Raw genomic sequence first — 16337 nt, 5'->3', positions numbered from 1 at the left:
TAAACTTAGTAGCGGGGGCCAGACTCGAACTGACGACCTTTGGGTTATGAGCCCAACGAGCTACCAACTGCTCCACCCCGCAATATATTTTTAGAAATTATCTGTCTTAATCACTTGCCTTTCGGCGAAAAAATAAGCTTTGACTAAATCAAAGCTCAACCTTAGTAGCGGGGGCCAGACTCGAACTGACGACCTTTGGGTTATGAGCCCAACGAGCTACCAACTGCTCCACCCCGCAATATATCTTAAGACTTATCTCTTTCGTTTTGCGGTTGCAAAGATAAGAGCCTTTTATTCCAAAACAAAATTTTAGTGATATTTTTTTAATAATTCCAATAAAAACAAGGCTTACAAAAGCTTTTATACCTGTTAATCAGACCAATCTGTATTGAAAAAAAATTAATCATTCTGGACCACTTCTTTAATATCAAGGAAGGATTCCTCCAATAAACTCATTTTCTGAAATAAAAATTGATAATACTCCTCCCAGTTCTCCTTTTTATAAACCGAAGCTTCTTTCAACTGAAAATAGACAACACTTACCTCTTTAAAGCCTTTAATAAAGTAATTCTTATCCCAAACCAGATCATCACCACAAGTATCTTCCACAACTGGGCGGTACTTCATAAATTTATCAAACACAGAATAACGCTTACCATCTGACTTGCTATCAATTTGCAGCATTACAAATGCTCCATCTTCATTTAAATCAAATTTTAATTGTGCTTCCTTTATTTGTGTTCCTTTCAAAACCCAGGAAGTCATTTTTCGACCTTTCTTCTTCGAATATCGTTTGAAACCATCCCAAAACTGAATCCTAAACTCTCTCTTTTCCTCTTTCGTGTACATTCAAAAATCTATTTTACTGCAAAACTAATAGTTCTTTCTCACACTATAAGAAACTAACAATTAATTTGCAGCAAATTTTCAGAATAAAAAATAATCTTATCTTTAACTACTCTAAATTAGTTTGATTTTAATGAGATTATTCAATATATATTTTTCTTTTATTTCTCTATTTGTAATGATTTCTTGTAGTTTGGATGGATATTCCCAACAAGAAACTATGCCTGATAGCCTGTTGGTTTCTTCCTATGTTGAAGGACCTCATATCAGACAAACCTCAAGTAACCGAGTTGATGTTTTTTACATTCAACACGATAGTATTAAAAACAAAACCAAGAAAATATCCAGATCATATCGATACAAAAATGACACCTTAATATTTAAAGGTTTTGCAGGTGGCGATACATTAACCTATGTCATTCCTAAAACAATCAGACCAAGATCAGGAATTTTTGAAAAAGCCGATAAAATAATTGTTTTGGGTGATGTTCATGGAGAATTGGATGCTTTAACCAGTATTCTTCGTTACAACAAGGTAATAGATAATAGAAATCGTTGGATTTTTGGGGATGGACACATAGTGTTCACCGGTGATGTATTTGATCGTGGCAATAAAGTAACCGAATGTCTTTGGTTAATTTTTCAGTTGGAAATTCAGGCTAAAAAAGCTGGAGGAAGGGTTCATTATATAATTGGCAATCACGAAATGATGGCCTTATTGTTTGATGACCGATACGTAAATAAAAAATACAAGCATGCAGCACGTCATTTAAAATATCATTACTCTCATTTTTTCGACAAGTTCACGGTTCTCGGAAGCTGGTTGCGTTCTAAAAACACTCTGATGCGAATCGGTGATCAGCTCTTTGTTCACGGAGGAATTTCGCCTAAATTTCTCGAGAAAAAAATGAAAATTGACGATGTGAATATAAAAATGCGATATCATTTAAACAATTATACTCAACTTGAAGATACTACATTAGTCGATTTATTCTTATATTCATATAGTCCTTTATGGTATAGAGGATATTTGTCAAGAACACCAAGTTACGATAGAATTTCTCTTGCCGAAGTAATTAAGACACTAGATTTTTATGAATCAATGGTAATAATATTTGGTCATACGCCGGTTGCGAGAGTTTATCCATTTTATTCTTTTAAACTCATTGCCATGGATGTTCCTATTGGCGATCCAAACTTCATTGACCAAGCCTTACTGATTGAGAATCAAAAATATTATCGGATATTTGCACACAAAGAGAAAGAAAGATTACGTTAAAGCTTACAAACAATGGAACTACTCAATAGTCTAAATACTGTAAATGTACCAAGCACTGTTATCCTTTCCAATAACATGGTTGAACTTTTGCTAAGGTTTCTACTAAACATGGTTGTAACCATTTTTGTTGTCAACTATGTATATTTTAAGACAACAGGAAAAAGAACTTACGTTTTTACTTATATCATGATAAGTACAACGGTATTTTTCCTATGTTTCTTATTAGGAAACATAGACTTACAACTTGGTTTTGCTCTTGGTCTTTTTGCAATCTTCGGTATTATTCGTTATCGTACTGATACCATTCCAATTCGGGAAATGACATACCTGTTTTTGGTAATTACCATTTCTATTATCAATGCTTTAGCAAGAAGAGATGTTAGTTTGGGGGAAATATTAGTTACCAATGTAGCATTCATGCTTACTACCTATATCATGGAAAGAATTTGGATGCGCAGACACATGGCTCGAAGAACCATCATTTACAATCGAATGGATTTAATCCATCCAGATAAACATGATTTATTAAGAAAAGATGTAGAGGAAAGAACTGGTCTGATAATCAAAAAATTTAAAATTGGTCAGATTGACTTAGCTAAAAATAGCATCAGATTAACTGTTTTTTATAATGAAGTGGCAGGCAATAATATCTTAACCGATGCTGAATTAAGCGATAAAGGCATGGAATAAAAAGCAATTCAAACCAACAAACCCACTGTATATATGAATTCGAAAATCCGTTATATCGTGTTTTCATTTCTACTAATGCTCTTTAGTAGTATAAATTCACTTTGCCTATCTCAAAACAACCAAGATAGTGTTAGCATATTCAAAGCACCGAATCTATTTGAATCAGATACTTTAATAAAATTATCGATCACTACAGACTTAAGAACTTTGGTAAGAGATATAGGTAAAAAAAATAAATATCATAAAGGACGACTTTCTTACCACTTGGGAGATTCAATTGTTTCAATGAGTGTACAATTAAAAACCAGAGGTAATTTTAGAAAGGATAGAAGTATTTGCCCTTTTCCTCCAATCCGCATAAAGTTTAACAAAGCTGAATCGAGCTATTCTCTTTTCCATGGACAAGGAAAACTTAAAATGGTTACCCACTGCCATAACAAAAGCGAAAAGTATCAGCAAATGCTCATTCAGGAATACCTGATCTATAAAGCCTACAATTTATTTTCGCCAGAAAGTTTCAATGTGCGCCTTGCCGAGATAACATACAAAGACAGTAAAAATCAAATGGGTCCATTGAAAAAATATGCCTTTTTCATCGAAGATTTTGAAGATATGGCTGGCAGAAATGGTAAAATTCCCAGATATGAGAAAAAAATTCATCAAGACCACACACTTATTGGTAAAGTAACCAAGTTAGCCGTATTTCAATACATGGTAGGCAATACCGATTGGGGAGTTCCAACCCTTCACAATATCAAACTTATTGCCAGAACTCCAACATCCAGACCTGTACCGGTTCCTTATGATTTTGATTGGGCAAGTTTGGTAAATGCTCCTTACGCTGTACCTAATCAAAAACTGAATATCAAATCCATTCATGAAAGGTTGTATCGTGGATACAAAAGAACTGCCGAGGATTTGGAATATATTTTTAGGGAGTTCCGAATGAAAAAAGAAGCGCTTTATGAAATATATACAAGCTGTCCTTACCTAAATGACAAGGAGAAAGAGCGTGTACTAAATTATTTCGATGAATTTTATGAAATCATAAATGATCCTAGGAGAGTTAAAAGAGAGTTTATTGATAATGCACGCACCATTAAGTATAAGGAATAACTTAACTGACTTACTAAATTGTATTTGAACTATATTTGTCGAAATTTTAATTTTCAACAGATATGCTTGATTCATTTTTACATGACAATACCATTGAAGCTGGTTGCGACGAAGCTGGCCGAGGTTGCCTTGCAGGCCCGGTTTTTGCTGCAGCTGTAATTCTTCCTACCAATTTCAGCAATGAAATGTTGAATGATTCGAAGAAATTATCAGAAAAGAAACGATATCTCTTAAGAGAAACCATAGAAAAGGAAGCTATTGCATGGGCAGTAGGAATTGTTGATCATGAAGAGATTGACAAAATTAATATCCTTAATGCTTCTTTTCTTGCAATGCACAGAGCTGTTGATCAATTAAAAACCAAACCTGAGCATCTTCTTATTGATGGCAATCGATTTAATCCATACAAGAATATCAAACATACTTGTGTAATAAAAGGAGATGGAAAATACGCATCAATTGCTGCAGCTTCAATACTTGCAAAAACCTACCGTGATGATTTCATGATGAAAATACATGAGGATTTTCCGTATTACGACTGGAATAGCAACAAGGGATATCCTACAAAAAAACATCGAATTGCAATTCGTGAACATGGAATTAGTCCATTTCATCGTAAGAGTTTTGGTTTACTACCTGATCAAATGGAACTAAAATTCTAACAAACACATGATTAACAGTCTATTATAGCGCAATTTTAACGAGAAAATCCATGTGTTCATCTAATTTTATCGAAACCACATGAGAATATATAGCTGATTTTCTGACAAATACACAACAAGCTTTAATTGGGATTTTCTATAGGATTTATAAAATACATAGAATAATACTAACTTTGCTTGCCAACAAAATAATTGGACACAACAAACGCTCCAAGTGCTTACTTATTAGCAACAACTTGGGGCATATTTAAAATTATTCAACTAAAATGAGAAACTTAAGATCATTAGTATTGGGATTAAGTCTTTTGCTTTGCTTCTCTACTGTAAGAGCAGACGAAGGAATGTGGCTTTTATCTCTTTTAAAAAAGAACACTGCAGAAATGCAGGAAAAAGGCTTTAAGCTTACAGCTGAAGATATTTATAAAGTAAACGAATCTTGTTTAAAAGATGCAATTGTTGGTTTAGGAAGCGAAGGAAGACCATTCCGCCATTTCTGTACTGGTGAGATTATTTCTGATCAAGGTTTATTCTTAACCAATCACCACTGTGGATTCGGAGCAATTCAATCTCACTCAACTCCTGAGCATGATTATTTATCAGACGGATTTTGGGCTTACAGCAAAAAAGAAGAGCTAACCAATCCTGGTATTACTGCTTCTATTTTGGTAAGAATGGAAGATGTAACAAAAGATGTTTTAAAAGGAGTAAAAGACGATATGTCGGAAGAAGATCGTTACAAAGCGATTGAAGAAGCTGCAACAGCTATTGAGAAAAAAGCTGAAGAAGGTACTCACTTGAGAGCTAATGTTAAAAGCATGTTCAATGGCAACCAATACTTTGTTTTCATTTATGAGATTTACAAAGATGTTCGTTTGGTAGGTGCTCCTCCGCAATCAATGGGTAAATTTGGTGGTGATACTGACAACTGGATGTGGCCTCGTCATACTGCTGACTTCTCAATGTTCCGTATTTATACTGGTGCTGATGGCAAACCTGCTTCTTACTCAGAAAACAACGTACCTTTGAAGCCTAAGCATCACTTACCTATCTCTATTAAAGGAGTTGAAGAAGGTGATTTCGCTATGATTATGGGATTCCCTGGAACTACAAATCGTTACCTAACTTCTTATGGTTTGGAAGAAACCATGAAGATTACCAACAAGAACCGTTACGATATCCGCACAGTAAAATTGGATATCATGATGAATGATATGTTGAAAGATCCTAAGGTAAGAATTCAATACGCTTCGAAACATGCTAGCAGTGCGAACTATTGGAAATACTCAAATGAGCAAAACAAAGCATTGAAAAAGCTGAACACAATGGGTCACAAAAAAGAAATCGAAAAAGAATTCTTGGAGTGGGCTAACGCTAAACCAAAACGTGCAGCGAAGTATGGCGAAGCTTTAAATATGATTAAAAAAGTTTATGCTGAAAGAAAAGATGCAGCTTACCAAGCTTCATACATTGGCGAAGCTTTGGATAGAGGTGCCGAAGCTCCTGGTTTTGCTTCAAGAGCAGGTAAGTTATTAAAACTTCTGAAAGCAGAAACTCAAGATGCTGAAGCAATTGAAAAAGCGATTGCTGCATTAAAAGCTTCAGGTAAGAGATTCTATAAAGATTATAACGCTCCTACCGATCAAAAATTAATGGCTGGTTTATTTGCATTCTATGCAGATCATATCGCAATGGAAAACCGTCCATCAATTTTTGAAACAATCGAAAAAGAATACAACAACGATTTCAAAAAATTTGCTGAAAACGTGTATGCAAATTCAGTATTCGCAACAGAAGCTAAATTCGACAAATTCCTTGAAGCTCCTGAAGCTGAAGTATTGGAAAATGACTTCTTATACAAAACTGGTGCATCTATTCAGGAAGCATACTACAAAATTTACAAAGCTGCATACAATGGTTCTGAAGATTTGAACAAAGGAAGACGTTTGTTCGTTGATGGTTTGCTACAAATCAACAAAAAGAAATTAATGGCTCCAGATGCAAACTCAACAATTCGTTTAACTTACGGTAATGTTGGTGGCTATGAGCCAAGAGATGGTGCTTACTACTACCACTACACCACTTTAAAAGGTGTAATGGAGAAAGAAGATCCAACAAGTCACGAATTCCAGGTTCCTGCAAAATTGAAAGAGCTTTATGAAGCTAAAGATTACGGACAGTATGCAGATAAGAATGGTAAATTACCTACTTGTTTCCTAACAAACAATGACATTACAGGTGGTAACTCAGGTTCTCCGGTAATTAACGGAAATGGTGAATTAATTGGTACTGCTTTCGATGGTAACTCAGAAGCTATGTCTGGTGATATCGACTTCGAAGAAAACCTTCAAAGATGTATCAACCTTGATGTACGTTACACCCTATTCATCATCGATAAATTTGCTGGTGCTAAAAACATCATTGACGAATTGACCATTGTGAAGTAATAAACCACTCACAAAATAATATCAAAGGATGCTCGAATTTTTGGGCATCCTTTTTTTATAAAAAAGCTTTGAACAGTTTAAAAGTTATAGAGTCGAAAAGTCCAATTCTTTGCGTAAACCCGTTTTTATTTTTTTTACTTTTGATCTATAAAACCTAAACAAAACAAGATGTCAACAAAAATTACAATGTTTACCGATGGTGCAGCAAGTGGAAATCCAGGTCCGGGAGGATACGGAGTTGTTTTAATATCGGGAAAACATCGTAAGGATTTGAATCAGGGATACAAACTAACTACCAACAACCGAATGGAATTGATGGCCGTTATCGTAGGATTGGAAGCTCTTAAGACCCCAGGTTGTGACGTTACCATCTACTCCGACTCAAAATATGTAATTGACTCAGTAGAGAAAAAATGGGTATTTGGTTGGGTAAAGAAGCGTTTCAAGGGAAAAAAAAATGCTGATTTATGGATGCGTTTTCTTGAAATATACAAGAAGCACAATGTGAAATTTGTTTGGGTAAAAGGACATGCCAACATTCCAGGCAACGAACGTGCCGATGAACTAGCCGTATTGGCCTCACAAGCTCCGAATTTACTTGATGATGTAGGTTATCAACCTGAATAAAACTATGTTAGTCAGGCAAAGTTCTACCTGAAATTTCTACTCTTCCATCTTTGATAAGTATAATATTAGGCTCGTCATTAGTTAGCGCATCAGTTTCCGATTGCTCTGCACCTCCTTCAGGCGTCCAAGTTGCCGTGATACTTAATGACCCTTTATAAGGAACATCACCATAGGCTGCCGCCTCCAATCCAAGACCTGCTCTTACTCTAATGTCAATCGTCCAAGGTGAAGTTACATCAAGTAACTCTACGAGTTCACCTTTACCATCTCTGTATTCCACTTTATTAATCGTAGCTCCATTTGAAGCCACAACTGTATAGGTAATGTCATACATTAATCGATTAGGTTCATCCTTCGAACAAGAGAACAATAAAATAATGGATGCAATAAATAATATTCTTTTCATATTCTTGCGTTGATATATTACTTGCAAAAGTACTCATACAAGCATTAAAAATCAACACTTCTGCTAGTAACACTTTTACATTCATTTAATGCAAAAACATGTTTAATCACTTTAAATACTTAGAAAATATGCCTCTACTCCCCCTCTTTTACGCCAAAAAAGTTTTCCAAGGCTTTTTTACTGTCTCCGCTCGATATTAAAATCAGGTAATTATTAGTTTGCACATTGGTTCCTTTAACAGGATTTTTGATGATTTTACCATCTTGTACCAAACCAATCAATATGGCATTAAAGTCTACTTTCAATTTCAGGAAAGCATCCATATAATCCGATCCGGAGAACTGGCATTCTTCGGTAATCAGGTATTGTTGGATATCCGAATCCTCATCGGAAACACTAGTTGCAATTAAATCTTCGGTGTAAGTGGCAACATGTGGCTCGAACAGATAGGATGCAACCAGTTTGGAAGCTACCTCGTTTTGTGCAATCACATGATCGATTCCAGCATTTAAAAAGGTTTCTTTCAAACTAGGATTTGCACAACGCACAACCACATTCGACTGTGGATATTGCTTTTTCAGGTTGATCACAAAAACTAAAGTCTCAGAGTCACTCTCAAAATTGACAAATACTCGTTTCGATTGTGATACATTCACTTTTTGGTAAGCTTCAATATTAGAATAATCAGCAAAAAGAAAAAACACATCTTTCGATGAATAAAGATCAGCAATTAAATCCAAATCTGCTTTAGAGTTGGTAACAACGGCAACTTTTTGCCCTGCATTAATAATTTCATTTGCCACTTTTTGAGCAAATTCATTCCAACCAATAATCACATAATGATTCTCGAAATCGGTTCCCCAAAAACCACTTTTTTTCTTTTCCATATACTGATTAAATCTTACCGTTATTTCACCAATTAAAAATCCCAATATTCCTAAGCTACCTATAATTACAAGCAAACCGATAATCTTACCCGGTAACGTTACGGGATAAAAATCGCCATAACCAACCGTGGTTAGCGTAACAATTGCATACCAAAATGCATCGCCAATGGTCTTAATGTTCGAATCGGGCGATTGACTTTCAAACCACTGTATCGACAATATTGCCAATACATATACCAGAAATGCCGCCAGATATACCAGTTTTTTTTTCATGCCTTTTTATCCGCTTTTAATTCTCCGTTGGCTTACAAATTTCTATCCCTTCACCATTCCAATTCACTTGCAAATCGCTCTCTTCAATCAATTTCTTAAAATGCTCCGATTTACCCTGATTGCAAGAACTTAACTCCACATAGGTATATCCTTTATCTGGGAATGTGTGAATGGCCAAATGCGATTCGGCCAACATCCATAAAGCGGTATATCCCTGTACAGGAAAATGATGATCAGAACAATTCAAAATCACAAAACCCACCTTTTTCAGATAGTTCTGAAACCTCACCTTTAAAAGCATTGGATCACAATCAGTAACCCAAAACCTTAAATTGTGAATTCTTGCGTCAAGTATTTTTGTTTTCTCTTCCATTAGTACAAATCCCAATTTCCTTTTAAATAATACTTATAAAGTACTGGCTCATGAATTCTATTAACTAAAACTGTATCTTTTTCCCAAGGATAATAATCCTTTCCAAAAGATGTGATCAAAGCCATTGCCTCATTGTTGATCCAACGAGTTGGTATCTCAAACTCGAGTTTTCTTAAACTCTTCTTCACATCACCATTAGCTTGTTTAACGCCCAAACTCCATCCCCATTCGCCAAGTGTAATCACCTGGTTGTGCATTGGAACCGTTTCGAATCCTGCACTTTTCATGGTTTCCACAATACATGAAAAAGCACGCGTAGCGAAATATGGACTTCCTGCCTGAGTAACAATCACACCACCCGGTCGCATGTGTCGGTAACATTGTTTGTAAAATTCATAGGAATACAAACGACCCAACTCTACCGAGCGAGGATCGGGAAGATCGATAATTACCACATCATAGTAATCTTCATTCTCTTGCAAAAAAGTAAACCCATCGGCATTATTTACATCAACCTTCTCGTGATGAAGCGAATTCTCATTCAGTTTGGTTAAAATCGAATGTGTTTTTCCCAATTCTGTCATGGCAGGGTCTAAATCAACCAAAGTAATCTTCTCAACTTTCGGATACTTTAAGATTTCGCGAACCGCACAGCCATCACCACCACCCAATACCAAAATATTTACAGGGTTTGGATGCAAACTCATGGCCGGATGCACCAAAGGTTCATGATACATCACCTCATCGCGAGTACACAATTGCTGGTTTCCATTCAGATATAACCAATAATCATTTTTCCACTGGGTAATTACAATCCGTTGATATTTGGTTTGCTCGGCATAAACTACCTTATCGGCATATTTTAGTTGCTCTCCATAACTAATCACCCTGTCGGCAATGGCTGTTCCAGAAGTAAGAAATACCAAAATAAAAACTGCTATCCCTGATAATTTTCTTCGTTCACCTGCTTTAAAAAGATCCCATAAGAAAATCATAACAACAATTGAAACTGTAAAATTTACAAACCCAAGAATAAATGGTGTATAAATTAAACCAAAGAAAGGCAAACCAATAAAAGCGAAAAATATTCCACCTAGTAAACTACCGTAATAATCGTTCTCCAGAATATTAGAAATATTGAATCGTAATTTCTCGTACTCATCATTGATTCGAATCACCAAAGGGATTTCCATTCCGATCAGCAAACCAACCAATACTGCCAACGAATAGATTATTATTCCAATTGCTTGAGTATATGCTGATGCCGTATAAACCAGTAAAGGTGCGAATGAAACCAGAATTGACAGTGTAAACTCAAGAAGCAAAAACACTTTCAATAAGTTTTTCTCGAAAATCTTACTGAAACGAGCACCAAGTCCCATTGAAAATAGCATCAGCGAGATGGTCATCACCCATTGCAGGGTTGAATCACCCAAAAAATAGGTTGCCAGTGTAGATAGAATATACTCTGCTACTACTCCAGAAAATCCGGTAGCAAAAATTGCTGCCTTTAATAATGTTGATTTACTCTTAAACAAAACCTCTTAATTATAAATTATAAATGATGAATTATGAATGAAATCACCCTAACTCATAATTTATAATGCTGAATTCATAATTCTATAAACACCATGTAATCAATACCGATCCGCCAATATATGCAAAAGCCTCTACCAAGGCAGCCCCTACATTTGGTCTCTCCTGATTGATAATTTCATCCGTTAATTTTTCTCCTGGAAGCAAAATCTTATCAGTAATTAAACGCATTACCGGAAGAAGAATTAAACCTACCACCAATTCAAATCCCGTCTCGGTAAAGGAAGGAAGCCATCCTTCAAAATCTCCTACTAGTCCGAATCTGATCAAGTTACCAATGGCAATAATTGCTCCTGCAAAACCAATCCCTACAGCAACATTGTCTTTTTCTATATGATCATGAATATTGTAAGGTGTAATCCAATTGTAGAAACGTGTTGTAAGAATTAAGGCCAACTGACCAAATGCCCAAAACACCACTGCTGTTAGAATTCCGAAAAGCATATCGCCACTTTCGCCTGAAACAGCGCCAAAAATGATTAAACCTGATGCAACAGAAACAGCACCTTCGATAATTCCTGTTCCGGCATTTTGATCTTCAATAATCTCTTTTCGAATAGAGAAATTACGAAGCATTAAATAATCCGAAAGGAAGATGGAACAGTTTAAAAGAACAATTGCCAACAATCCGTAAACTGCAATATCAATAATGTCGTTAACCAAGCCATTTGAAGGACCAACAATGGCACTACCAATAGCCAATAACAAGCCAACATAGTAACCAACATGTGCAATGGCAAAAGCAAAGTTGTCTTTTTTTACCAATTCTTCTTTTACCTTAAAGGATGGATGAAGTAACTGATAAACAAATTTTCCAATTAGGAAAATGGCAAATGCCACGGCGATATAAACCACAGCATCGTAAATGATATAAGAAATCTCTGATAATGAAATCATATTTTTTAATTCTATGAATTATACACCAATTTTATTTACCAAATCCACCACTGCGTGAGCGAGTAGAACGACTGGACTTGTATCTTGAAGAACTTCTGCTCGTTCTTTTAGAGTATGAACTTGACGATTTTGAGCGAGACGAACTAAATCGGCTAGATTGACTCGACGAGCGACTTACCTTGCTTCTTACGCGATCTTTAAAAGTATTAGGCTTGCTTGCCCAAGTGCTGCTCTTTCCTGTTGTTGAGGATGTATAACTTTTGGTGCCATAAACAGGACTTCCACCTCGTGGTCCGTAATATCCTCTTGATCCACCATAATAACCACCTCGGTTGTAATCGTCCCAATATGATCGACGGTAAGTCATCATATTAAACATCGACGACATAAAGGCATATTGTCCATAGAATGCCCAAAAAGATGAACCTCCACGATTTTCCCATCGTCCGTACTTCTCATTGCCCACATAATGATTATAACCTGCCGGAACAGCTTGCTTGGTTAGCTTGCCATCTTTTTTTGAGGCAATTTCCATTCCCATATCATTAATGTGCTGCGAGAAAAAAGTCTCACTAACTTCTCTCCATCCGGTTTTCTTCTCAAGAATTGTATCTGGTTTTTCTATCAATACCTGATACTGATGTCTGTAATCTTTTCCCGATTCACTTGCATCCATATCAAATAGAATGATGGAAAAATTTTGCTCTCCATTCAATTCCTTAATCAACTCATCAACCGGTGATTTTTGCCATGTTTTTGATACTTGAGAACTTGATGATCGCTGGCGAGATGTGGAAGAATCGCAACTTCCACATGTTTTCACAATAAAAAACAATACGATGATCCCAAGTACAACTTTTGCTGTGCTATTCATAAAATCTAATTTTGAATTATAAATTATGAGTTATGAATTAAACGACTGCATTCATCATTTATAATTCATAATCCACAATTCCTTTTTCTATTTTGGTAAGATATTAGAGATTTCGAATTCTTTGATTCGTTTTCCTGCAGAGGCTTCGAATTCCTGTTCATCCCATTGTTCGATGCAAACAATGTATTCGCCCGTTTCATCTTCGTAATCCCATGAGATAAACTCAACCCATTCATCACCTTTGGCTACATCATTATAGAAACCAGGTGATTCTTTCTCCATGAAATACTTTCTACCATCGTATTCAAATGATGCAGGAGCTTTCTGATTGCCCAGTAATGACTCATGAACATCAGCTCCGAGCTGACGAGTTTTTATTTTTTCTGAAACAGATAAATACAACTCATCATCATCTTCAACCGACAAAAATCTTGTTTTTGTTCCGTTAAAAATCTTGAACTCCTGGGTAAAGAAATTATCTCCCCAATCGTACTCATAACAAGCCTGTACTTCCCAACTTTCAAGATCGTATTCAAAAACAAAACCAACATCCAGGTCGGTTACCCGGATGTTGGTGCTATCGTACGAGGGCTGTTTTTTTCTTTTAAAAAAATCGGCTAATCCCATTTTTAATTTCGTTCAATTTGTAATACCGATTAGTAGCTAAATATCCACTCATTTCACTACGTTCATGATTGCATTATAGCTATCTATTGGCGTTACTTGCGTTAATTTTGCATTTATTAGTCAAATAAAACAGCTATTCCTTATTCTTCATCTTAGCCTTTAACTCTTCCAAGGCATTCGAAGCTTTAACGTTTGTTTCATTTAAAGTTGCATCAATCTCATCATCCAAACTTCTGTTTTCAACAGAAATTTCGCCATAAGCTTCAGCCATTGCTTCTTGTTGAGCAACTTTGTCTTTCATTTTTTCCAACATCGATACGGTTCCCGAACTGTCAATTCCAGAAAGTTGTTTGTTGATTTTTTGAGTTGCAGAACTTACACGAGCACGAGCCTTTAAAGTACGCAATTCATTCTCATAGCGAGTAATCGTTGATTTCAACTTCTTCACATTGGCATCAAGCTGACTAATGTTTTGATCAAATCGAGTCACCTCTTCTTGAGCGCGAGCTGCATTTGCAACTGCTTCTTCTTTTCTTGCCAATGCTTCTGTTGCCAAACGTTCTGCTTCTGCAACATCTAAATCACCCTTTTCAGCCTTTTGCAACAGAAGAATCGCTTTTTGCTCGTAATTCTGTCCCATCGACTTTTGTTCGTTCAATTCTCTCTTGCTTCTAATTGCCAAAGCCTTTACTTCAGCCAAAGCTTGTAAGCTTTTATCCAAATCCTTTTTAAGATCTCTGATCCCTTGTTCTGTCATCTTAATAGGATCCTCTAATTTATCTATAGCGGCGTGAGCTTCTGCTTTACCCACATTAAATAGTCTGCTAAAAATTCCCATTTTATTTTAATCTTTTATCGTTTACAATTTTGAAAATGAAATAATCTCTTCTGAGTATTCACTCAGCAATAATTCCAATGAATTTAAAGTTGCTTCCAATTCATTTTGGTCCAGATTTTCCAACTGAAGAGTATCGCGGAACAACACCTTAGTTCCAGTTTCGTCTAAAGTAAAAGCACCATGTACTATTTCTCTGTTCTTCATTAGTAATGATTTAAAAATATCATCCTTATCACCACTAATTTCGAAAAGTAAACCTTCAATAATTAGAATTGGATCCTCACAATCAACAACCAGATTTGCAATTCCTCCTTCAGGATTTTCAACTACAAATAGTTCCTCTGCTAAATCTTCCTGTACAATGTTGTATTCTAAGTTCAATAGGTAATCTTTTACCTTGTTAAAGTATGCGCTCATTTTTTTTATCAGTTTTAAAATTGAATTAATTAAAATTAGAACAATTTATTGGCTCTGAGAAAAATCCAGAATTGTATTTAAAACTTCTGAATTAAAATTTATCATCTATGGCCACTAAATGATAAAATGGTTCTCATTTTTTCTGTTTGAGTTTGAAATTACAAAATAGAATGCGTTCAATCTCTATTTAATCGGGAGAATATTCAAAAAAATCGATAAATGGGAGTTTTTACATGTTTTCCTTTTTTAATGTGATAAATCATTCCTTAAAAAGAAAAAGTCCACCCATTGGGTGAACTTTATTCTGATTATTAAATTATTCTATTTAGTTTTAACCGCCTCTAATTGCAATTGTTCTTTCTTTCGCGCTTTAAGTCCAAATACAACTCTCATAAAATTAAACGGACGAATTAATAACAAATAAATACCCACACTTGCTGCAAAGGAGGATACTGTAAGATAAAGAGCTTTAACAACAATGTTCATCTCTATATCCTTAATGTAGAATCCGAATAATAAGATAATTGGTTGATGTAGCAAATAAAAAGGATAAATGGCCTCGTTTGCAAATTTGCGAAATGGTGAATTGAATCGCATATATCTACAGAAAAAACCCAAAACTGTAATCCCAGTAGACCAAGCAAGCATGATATCCATTGTGGCATGAAAATATTTATATACTGTATCATCAACAATCAATTCGCCTCCAACCCTATAGCAAATATAAACAGAGGTGGCAACCAAAACATTCAGGTATCTCTGAGAGATAACACTTTTAGTCATTTCTTTACTATTTGCAAATAAGTATCCATAGATAAAATAAAAGAAATACATGAACATATAAGCCCAATCATCAATAAAGCCATGGGTACTATTGGGCCAGAATTGACGCAATATTAATTGAGAAATGAGAATTGGAACAACGAATAGTAGCATTCCTCCCTTTTTACATGCGATTCGATTAATAAAACTTAGAAAGTTCTGAGATCGATTACTTCGTAACCATTTAATAATTGGAATTGCAACCATTGATAGAAAAAAGAGATATAAAATAAACCACAAATGATGCCAGCTCATATTTCCCTCAGGATATACACCATCAAACACATGCATATAAAAATTCCAAAGAGATGAATACTCTGTAAATTTTTCGAGGTAAACCTGTATGGGAACCAGGGTAAATAATCCGAAGAAAAAGGGTAGCATCAATCGCTTGTTTCTTTCTTTCACATATTCCCATATAGATCTTTTGCCCAAGGCCAAAAATGTTCCCGCCCCAGATACAAAAAACAAGAGAGGCATTCGCCAACAATGAAGGAAGCCCATTAATTCGACCAACTGTGGATATTGAACACTGTTTTTCACATGCCAGTGCCAAGGGTTAAAAAACATCCCAATATGGAAAAGAAATACACTTGCAATAAGTACAATTCTTAACCAATCAATTTCGTATCTTCTTTCTGATTTTTCCATTTTAATTCGATT

At 35.4% G+C, this 16337-nt stretch carries 17 protein-coding genes and 2 tRNA genes; 6 read left to right on the top strand and 13 right to left on the bottom strand.

Annotated elements, in window-relative coordinates; genetic code table 11:
- Positions 1-9: 9 nt before the first annotated feature.
- The 3 genes from M0051_RS14890 to M0051_RS14880 all read right to left on the bottom strand — a co-directional run bounded on the left by M0051_RS14890 (position 10) and on the right by M0051_RS14880 (position 849).
- Positions 10-82, bottom strand: a tRNA-Met gene (locus M0051_RS14890).
- An 83-nt stretch (positions 83-165) separates the two neighbouring features.
- A tRNA-Met gene (locus M0051_RS14885) sits at positions 166-238 on the bottom strand.
- A gap of 161 nt (positions 239-399) precedes the next feature.
- The gene (locus M0051_RS14880; protein WP_306742294.1) at positions 400-849 is read right to left on the bottom strand and encodes a DUF4268 domain-containing protein; all 450 of its coding nucleotides are present in this window, start codon (positions 847-849) and stop codon (positions 400-402) included.
- A gap of 130 nt (positions 850-979) precedes the next feature.
- Here M0051_RS14880 and M0051_RS14875 point away from each other — a divergent pair, with 130 nt between their 5' ends.
- The 6 genes from M0051_RS14875 (at position 980) to rnhA (ending at position 7664) form a co-directional block, all read left to right on the top strand.
- On the top strand, positions 980-2125 hold the full coding sequence (locus tag M0051_RS14875) for a metallophosphoesterase (protein WP_306742293.1): 1146 nt from the start codon (positions 980-982) through the stop codon (positions 2123-2125).
- A gap of 12 nt (positions 2126-2137) precedes the next feature.
- The gene (locus M0051_RS14870; protein WP_306742292.1) at positions 2138-2815 is read left to right on the top strand and encodes a DUF4956 domain-containing protein; all 678 of its coding nucleotides are present in this window, start codon (positions 2138-2140) and stop codon (positions 2813-2815) included.
- A 33-nt stretch (positions 2816-2848) separates the two neighbouring features.
- Positions 2849-3931: a hypothetical protein gene (locus M0051_RS14865; RefSeq protein ID WP_306742291.1), complete on the top strand. Its 1083-nt coding sequence runs from the start codon at positions 2849-2851 to the stop codon at positions 3929-3931.
- A gap of 62 nt (positions 3932-3993) precedes the next feature.
- A complete protein-coding gene (locus tag M0051_RS14860) occupies positions 3994-4593 on the top strand; it encodes a ribonuclease HII (RefSeq protein WP_306742290.1) in 600 nt (199 codons plus the stop codon).
- A gap of 266 nt (positions 4594-4859) precedes the next feature.
- On the top strand, positions 4860-7037 hold the full coding sequence (locus tag M0051_RS14855) for a S46 family peptidase (protein ID WP_306742289.1): 2178 nt from the start codon (positions 4860-4862) through the stop codon (positions 7035-7037).
- A gap of 168 nt (positions 7038-7205) precedes the next feature.
- Positions 7206-7664: a ribonuclease HI gene (rnhA, locus tag M0051_RS14850; RefSeq protein WP_306742288.1), complete on the top strand. Its 459-nt coding sequence runs from the start codon at positions 7206-7208 to the stop codon at positions 7662-7664.
- Between the two features lie 7 nt (positions 7665-7671).
- On the opposite strand, the gene M0051_RS14845 is transcribed toward rnhA, so the two are convergent.
- The 10 genes from M0051_RS14845 to M0051_RS14800 form a co-directional block, all read right to left on the bottom strand.
- Positions 7672-8070, bottom strand: coding sequence for a hypothetical protein (locus tag M0051_RS14845; RefSeq protein ID WP_306742287.1), 399 nt, complete (start codon positions 8068-8070; stop codon positions 7672-7674).
- A gap of 134 nt (positions 8071-8204) precedes the next feature.
- The gene (locus M0051_RS14840) at positions 8205-9230 is read right to left on the bottom strand and encodes a TrkA family potassium uptake protein (protein ID WP_306742286.1); all 1026 of its coding nucleotides are present in this window, start codon (positions 9228-9230) and stop codon (positions 8205-8207) included.
- Positions 9231-9246: 16 nt separating this feature from the next.
- Positions 9247-9603, bottom strand: coding sequence for an S-adenosylmethionine decarboxylase (locus M0051_RS14835; RefSeq protein WP_306742285.1), 357 nt, complete (start codon positions 9601-9603; stop codon positions 9247-9249).
- Positions 9603-11141: a polyamine aminopropyltransferase gene (locus tag M0051_RS14830; RefSeq protein ID WP_306742284.1), complete on the bottom strand. Its 1539-nt coding sequence runs from the start codon at positions 11139-11141 to the stop codon at positions 9603-9605. Before M0051_RS14830 ends, M0051_RS14835 begins: the two co-directional genes overlap by 1 nt.
- An 82-nt stretch (positions 11142-11223) precedes the next feature.
- Positions 11224-12096: a DUF350 domain-containing protein gene (locus tag M0051_RS14825; RefSeq protein ID WP_306742283.1), complete on the bottom strand. Its 873-nt coding sequence runs from the start codon at positions 12094-12096 to the stop codon at positions 11224-11226.
- Positions 12097-12127: 31 nt separating this feature from the next.
- On the bottom strand, positions 12128-12970 hold the full coding sequence (locus M0051_RS14820) for a hypothetical protein (protein WP_306742282.1): 843 nt from the start codon (positions 12968-12970) through the stop codon (positions 12128-12130).
- A gap of 87 nt (positions 12971-13057) precedes the next feature.
- Positions 13058-13597 carry a DUF4178 domain-containing protein gene (locus M0051_RS14815; protein ID WP_306742281.1) on the bottom strand — a complete coding sequence of 180 codons (540 nt, stop codon included), beginning with the start codon at positions 13595-13597 and terminating at the stop codon, positions 13058-13060.
- A 133-nt stretch (positions 13598-13730) separates the two neighbouring features.
- Positions 13731-14435 carry a PspA/IM30 family protein gene (locus M0051_RS14810; protein WP_110362140.1) on the bottom strand — a complete coding sequence of 235 codons (705 nt, stop codon included), beginning with the start codon at positions 14433-14435 and terminating at the stop codon, positions 13731-13733.
- 21 nt (positions 14436-14456) lie between these two features.
- Complete coding sequence (locus M0051_RS14805) at positions 14457-14852, bottom strand: molecular chaperone Tir (protein WP_110362139.1); 396 nt, start codon at positions 14850-14852, stop codon at positions 14457-14459.
- Between the two features lie 321 nt (positions 14853-15173).
- Positions 15174-16325 carry an acyltransferase gene (locus tag M0051_RS14800; RefSeq protein WP_306742280.1) on the bottom strand — a complete coding sequence of 384 codons (1152 nt, stop codon included), beginning with the start codon at positions 16323-16325 and terminating at the stop codon, positions 15174-15176.
- Between the last annotated feature and the right edge of the window lie 12 nt (positions 16326-16337).

Source organism: Marinifilum sp. D714, from assembly GCF_030851345.1.
Classification (GTDB): Bacteria; Bacteroidota; Bacteroidia; order Bacteroidales; family Marinifilaceae; genus Marinifilum.
This window is presented reverse-complemented; position numbering and strand designations above follow the sequence as displayed.

Coding starts and splice junctions, on each gene's coding strand:
- M0051_RS14845 (WP_306742287.1), bottom strand. CDS start 8,070: ATGAAAAGAATATTATTTATTGCATCCATTATTTTATTGTTCTCTTGT.
- M0051_RS14825 (WP_306742283.1), bottom strand. CDS start 12,096: ATGATTTCATTATCAGAGATTTCTTATATCATTTACGATGCTGTGGTT.
- M0051_RS14815 (WP_306742281.1), bottom strand. CDS start 13,597: ATGGGATTAGCCGATTTTTTTAAAAGAAAAAAACAGCCCTCGTACGAT.
- M0051_RS14835 (WP_306742285.1), bottom strand. CDS start 9,603: ATGGAAGAGAAAACAAAAATACTTGACGCAAGAATTCACAATTTAAGG.
- M0051_RS14810 (WP_110362140.1), bottom strand. CDS start 14,435: ATGGGAATTTTTAGCAGACTATTTAATGTGGGTAAAGCAGAAGCTCAC.
- M0051_RS14870 (WP_306742292.1), top strand. CDS start 2,138: ATGGAACTACTCAATAGTCTAAATACTGTAAATGTACCAAGCACTGTT.
- M0051_RS14855 (WP_306742289.1), top strand. CDS start 4,860: ATGAGAAACTTAAGATCATTAGTATTGGGATTAAGTCTTTTGCTTTGC.
- rnhA (WP_306742288.1), top strand. CDS start 7,206: ATGTCAACAAAAATTACAATGTTTACCGATGGTGCAGCAAGTGGAAAT.
- M0051_RS14820 (WP_306742282.1), bottom strand. CDS start 12,970: ATGAATAGCACAGCAAAAGTTGTACTTGGGATCATCGTATTGTTTTTT.
- M0051_RS14880 (WP_306742294.1), bottom strand. CDS start 849: ATGTACACGAAAGAGGAAAAGAGAGAGTTTAGGATTCAGTTTTGGGAT.
- M0051_RS14805 (WP_110362139.1), bottom strand. CDS start 14,852: ATGAGCGCATACTTTAACAAGGTAAAAGATTACCTATTGAACTTAGAA.
- M0051_RS14840 (WP_306742286.1), bottom strand. CDS start 9,230: ATGAAAAAAAAACTGGTATATCTGGCGGCATTTCTGGTATATGTATTG.
- M0051_RS14875 (WP_306742293.1), top strand. CDS start 980: ATGAGATTATTCAATATATATTTTTCTTTTATTTCTCTATTTGTAATG.
- M0051_RS14865 (WP_306742291.1), top strand. CDS start 2,849: ATGAATTCGAAAATCCGTTATATCGTGTTTTCATTTCTACTAATGCTC.
- M0051_RS14860 (WP_306742290.1), top strand. CDS start 3,994: ATGCTTGATTCATTTTTACATGACAATACCATTGAAGCTGGTTGCGAC.
- M0051_RS14800 (WP_306742280.1), bottom strand. CDS start 16,325: ATGGAAAAATCAGAAAGAAGATACGAAATTGATTGGTTAAGAATTGTA.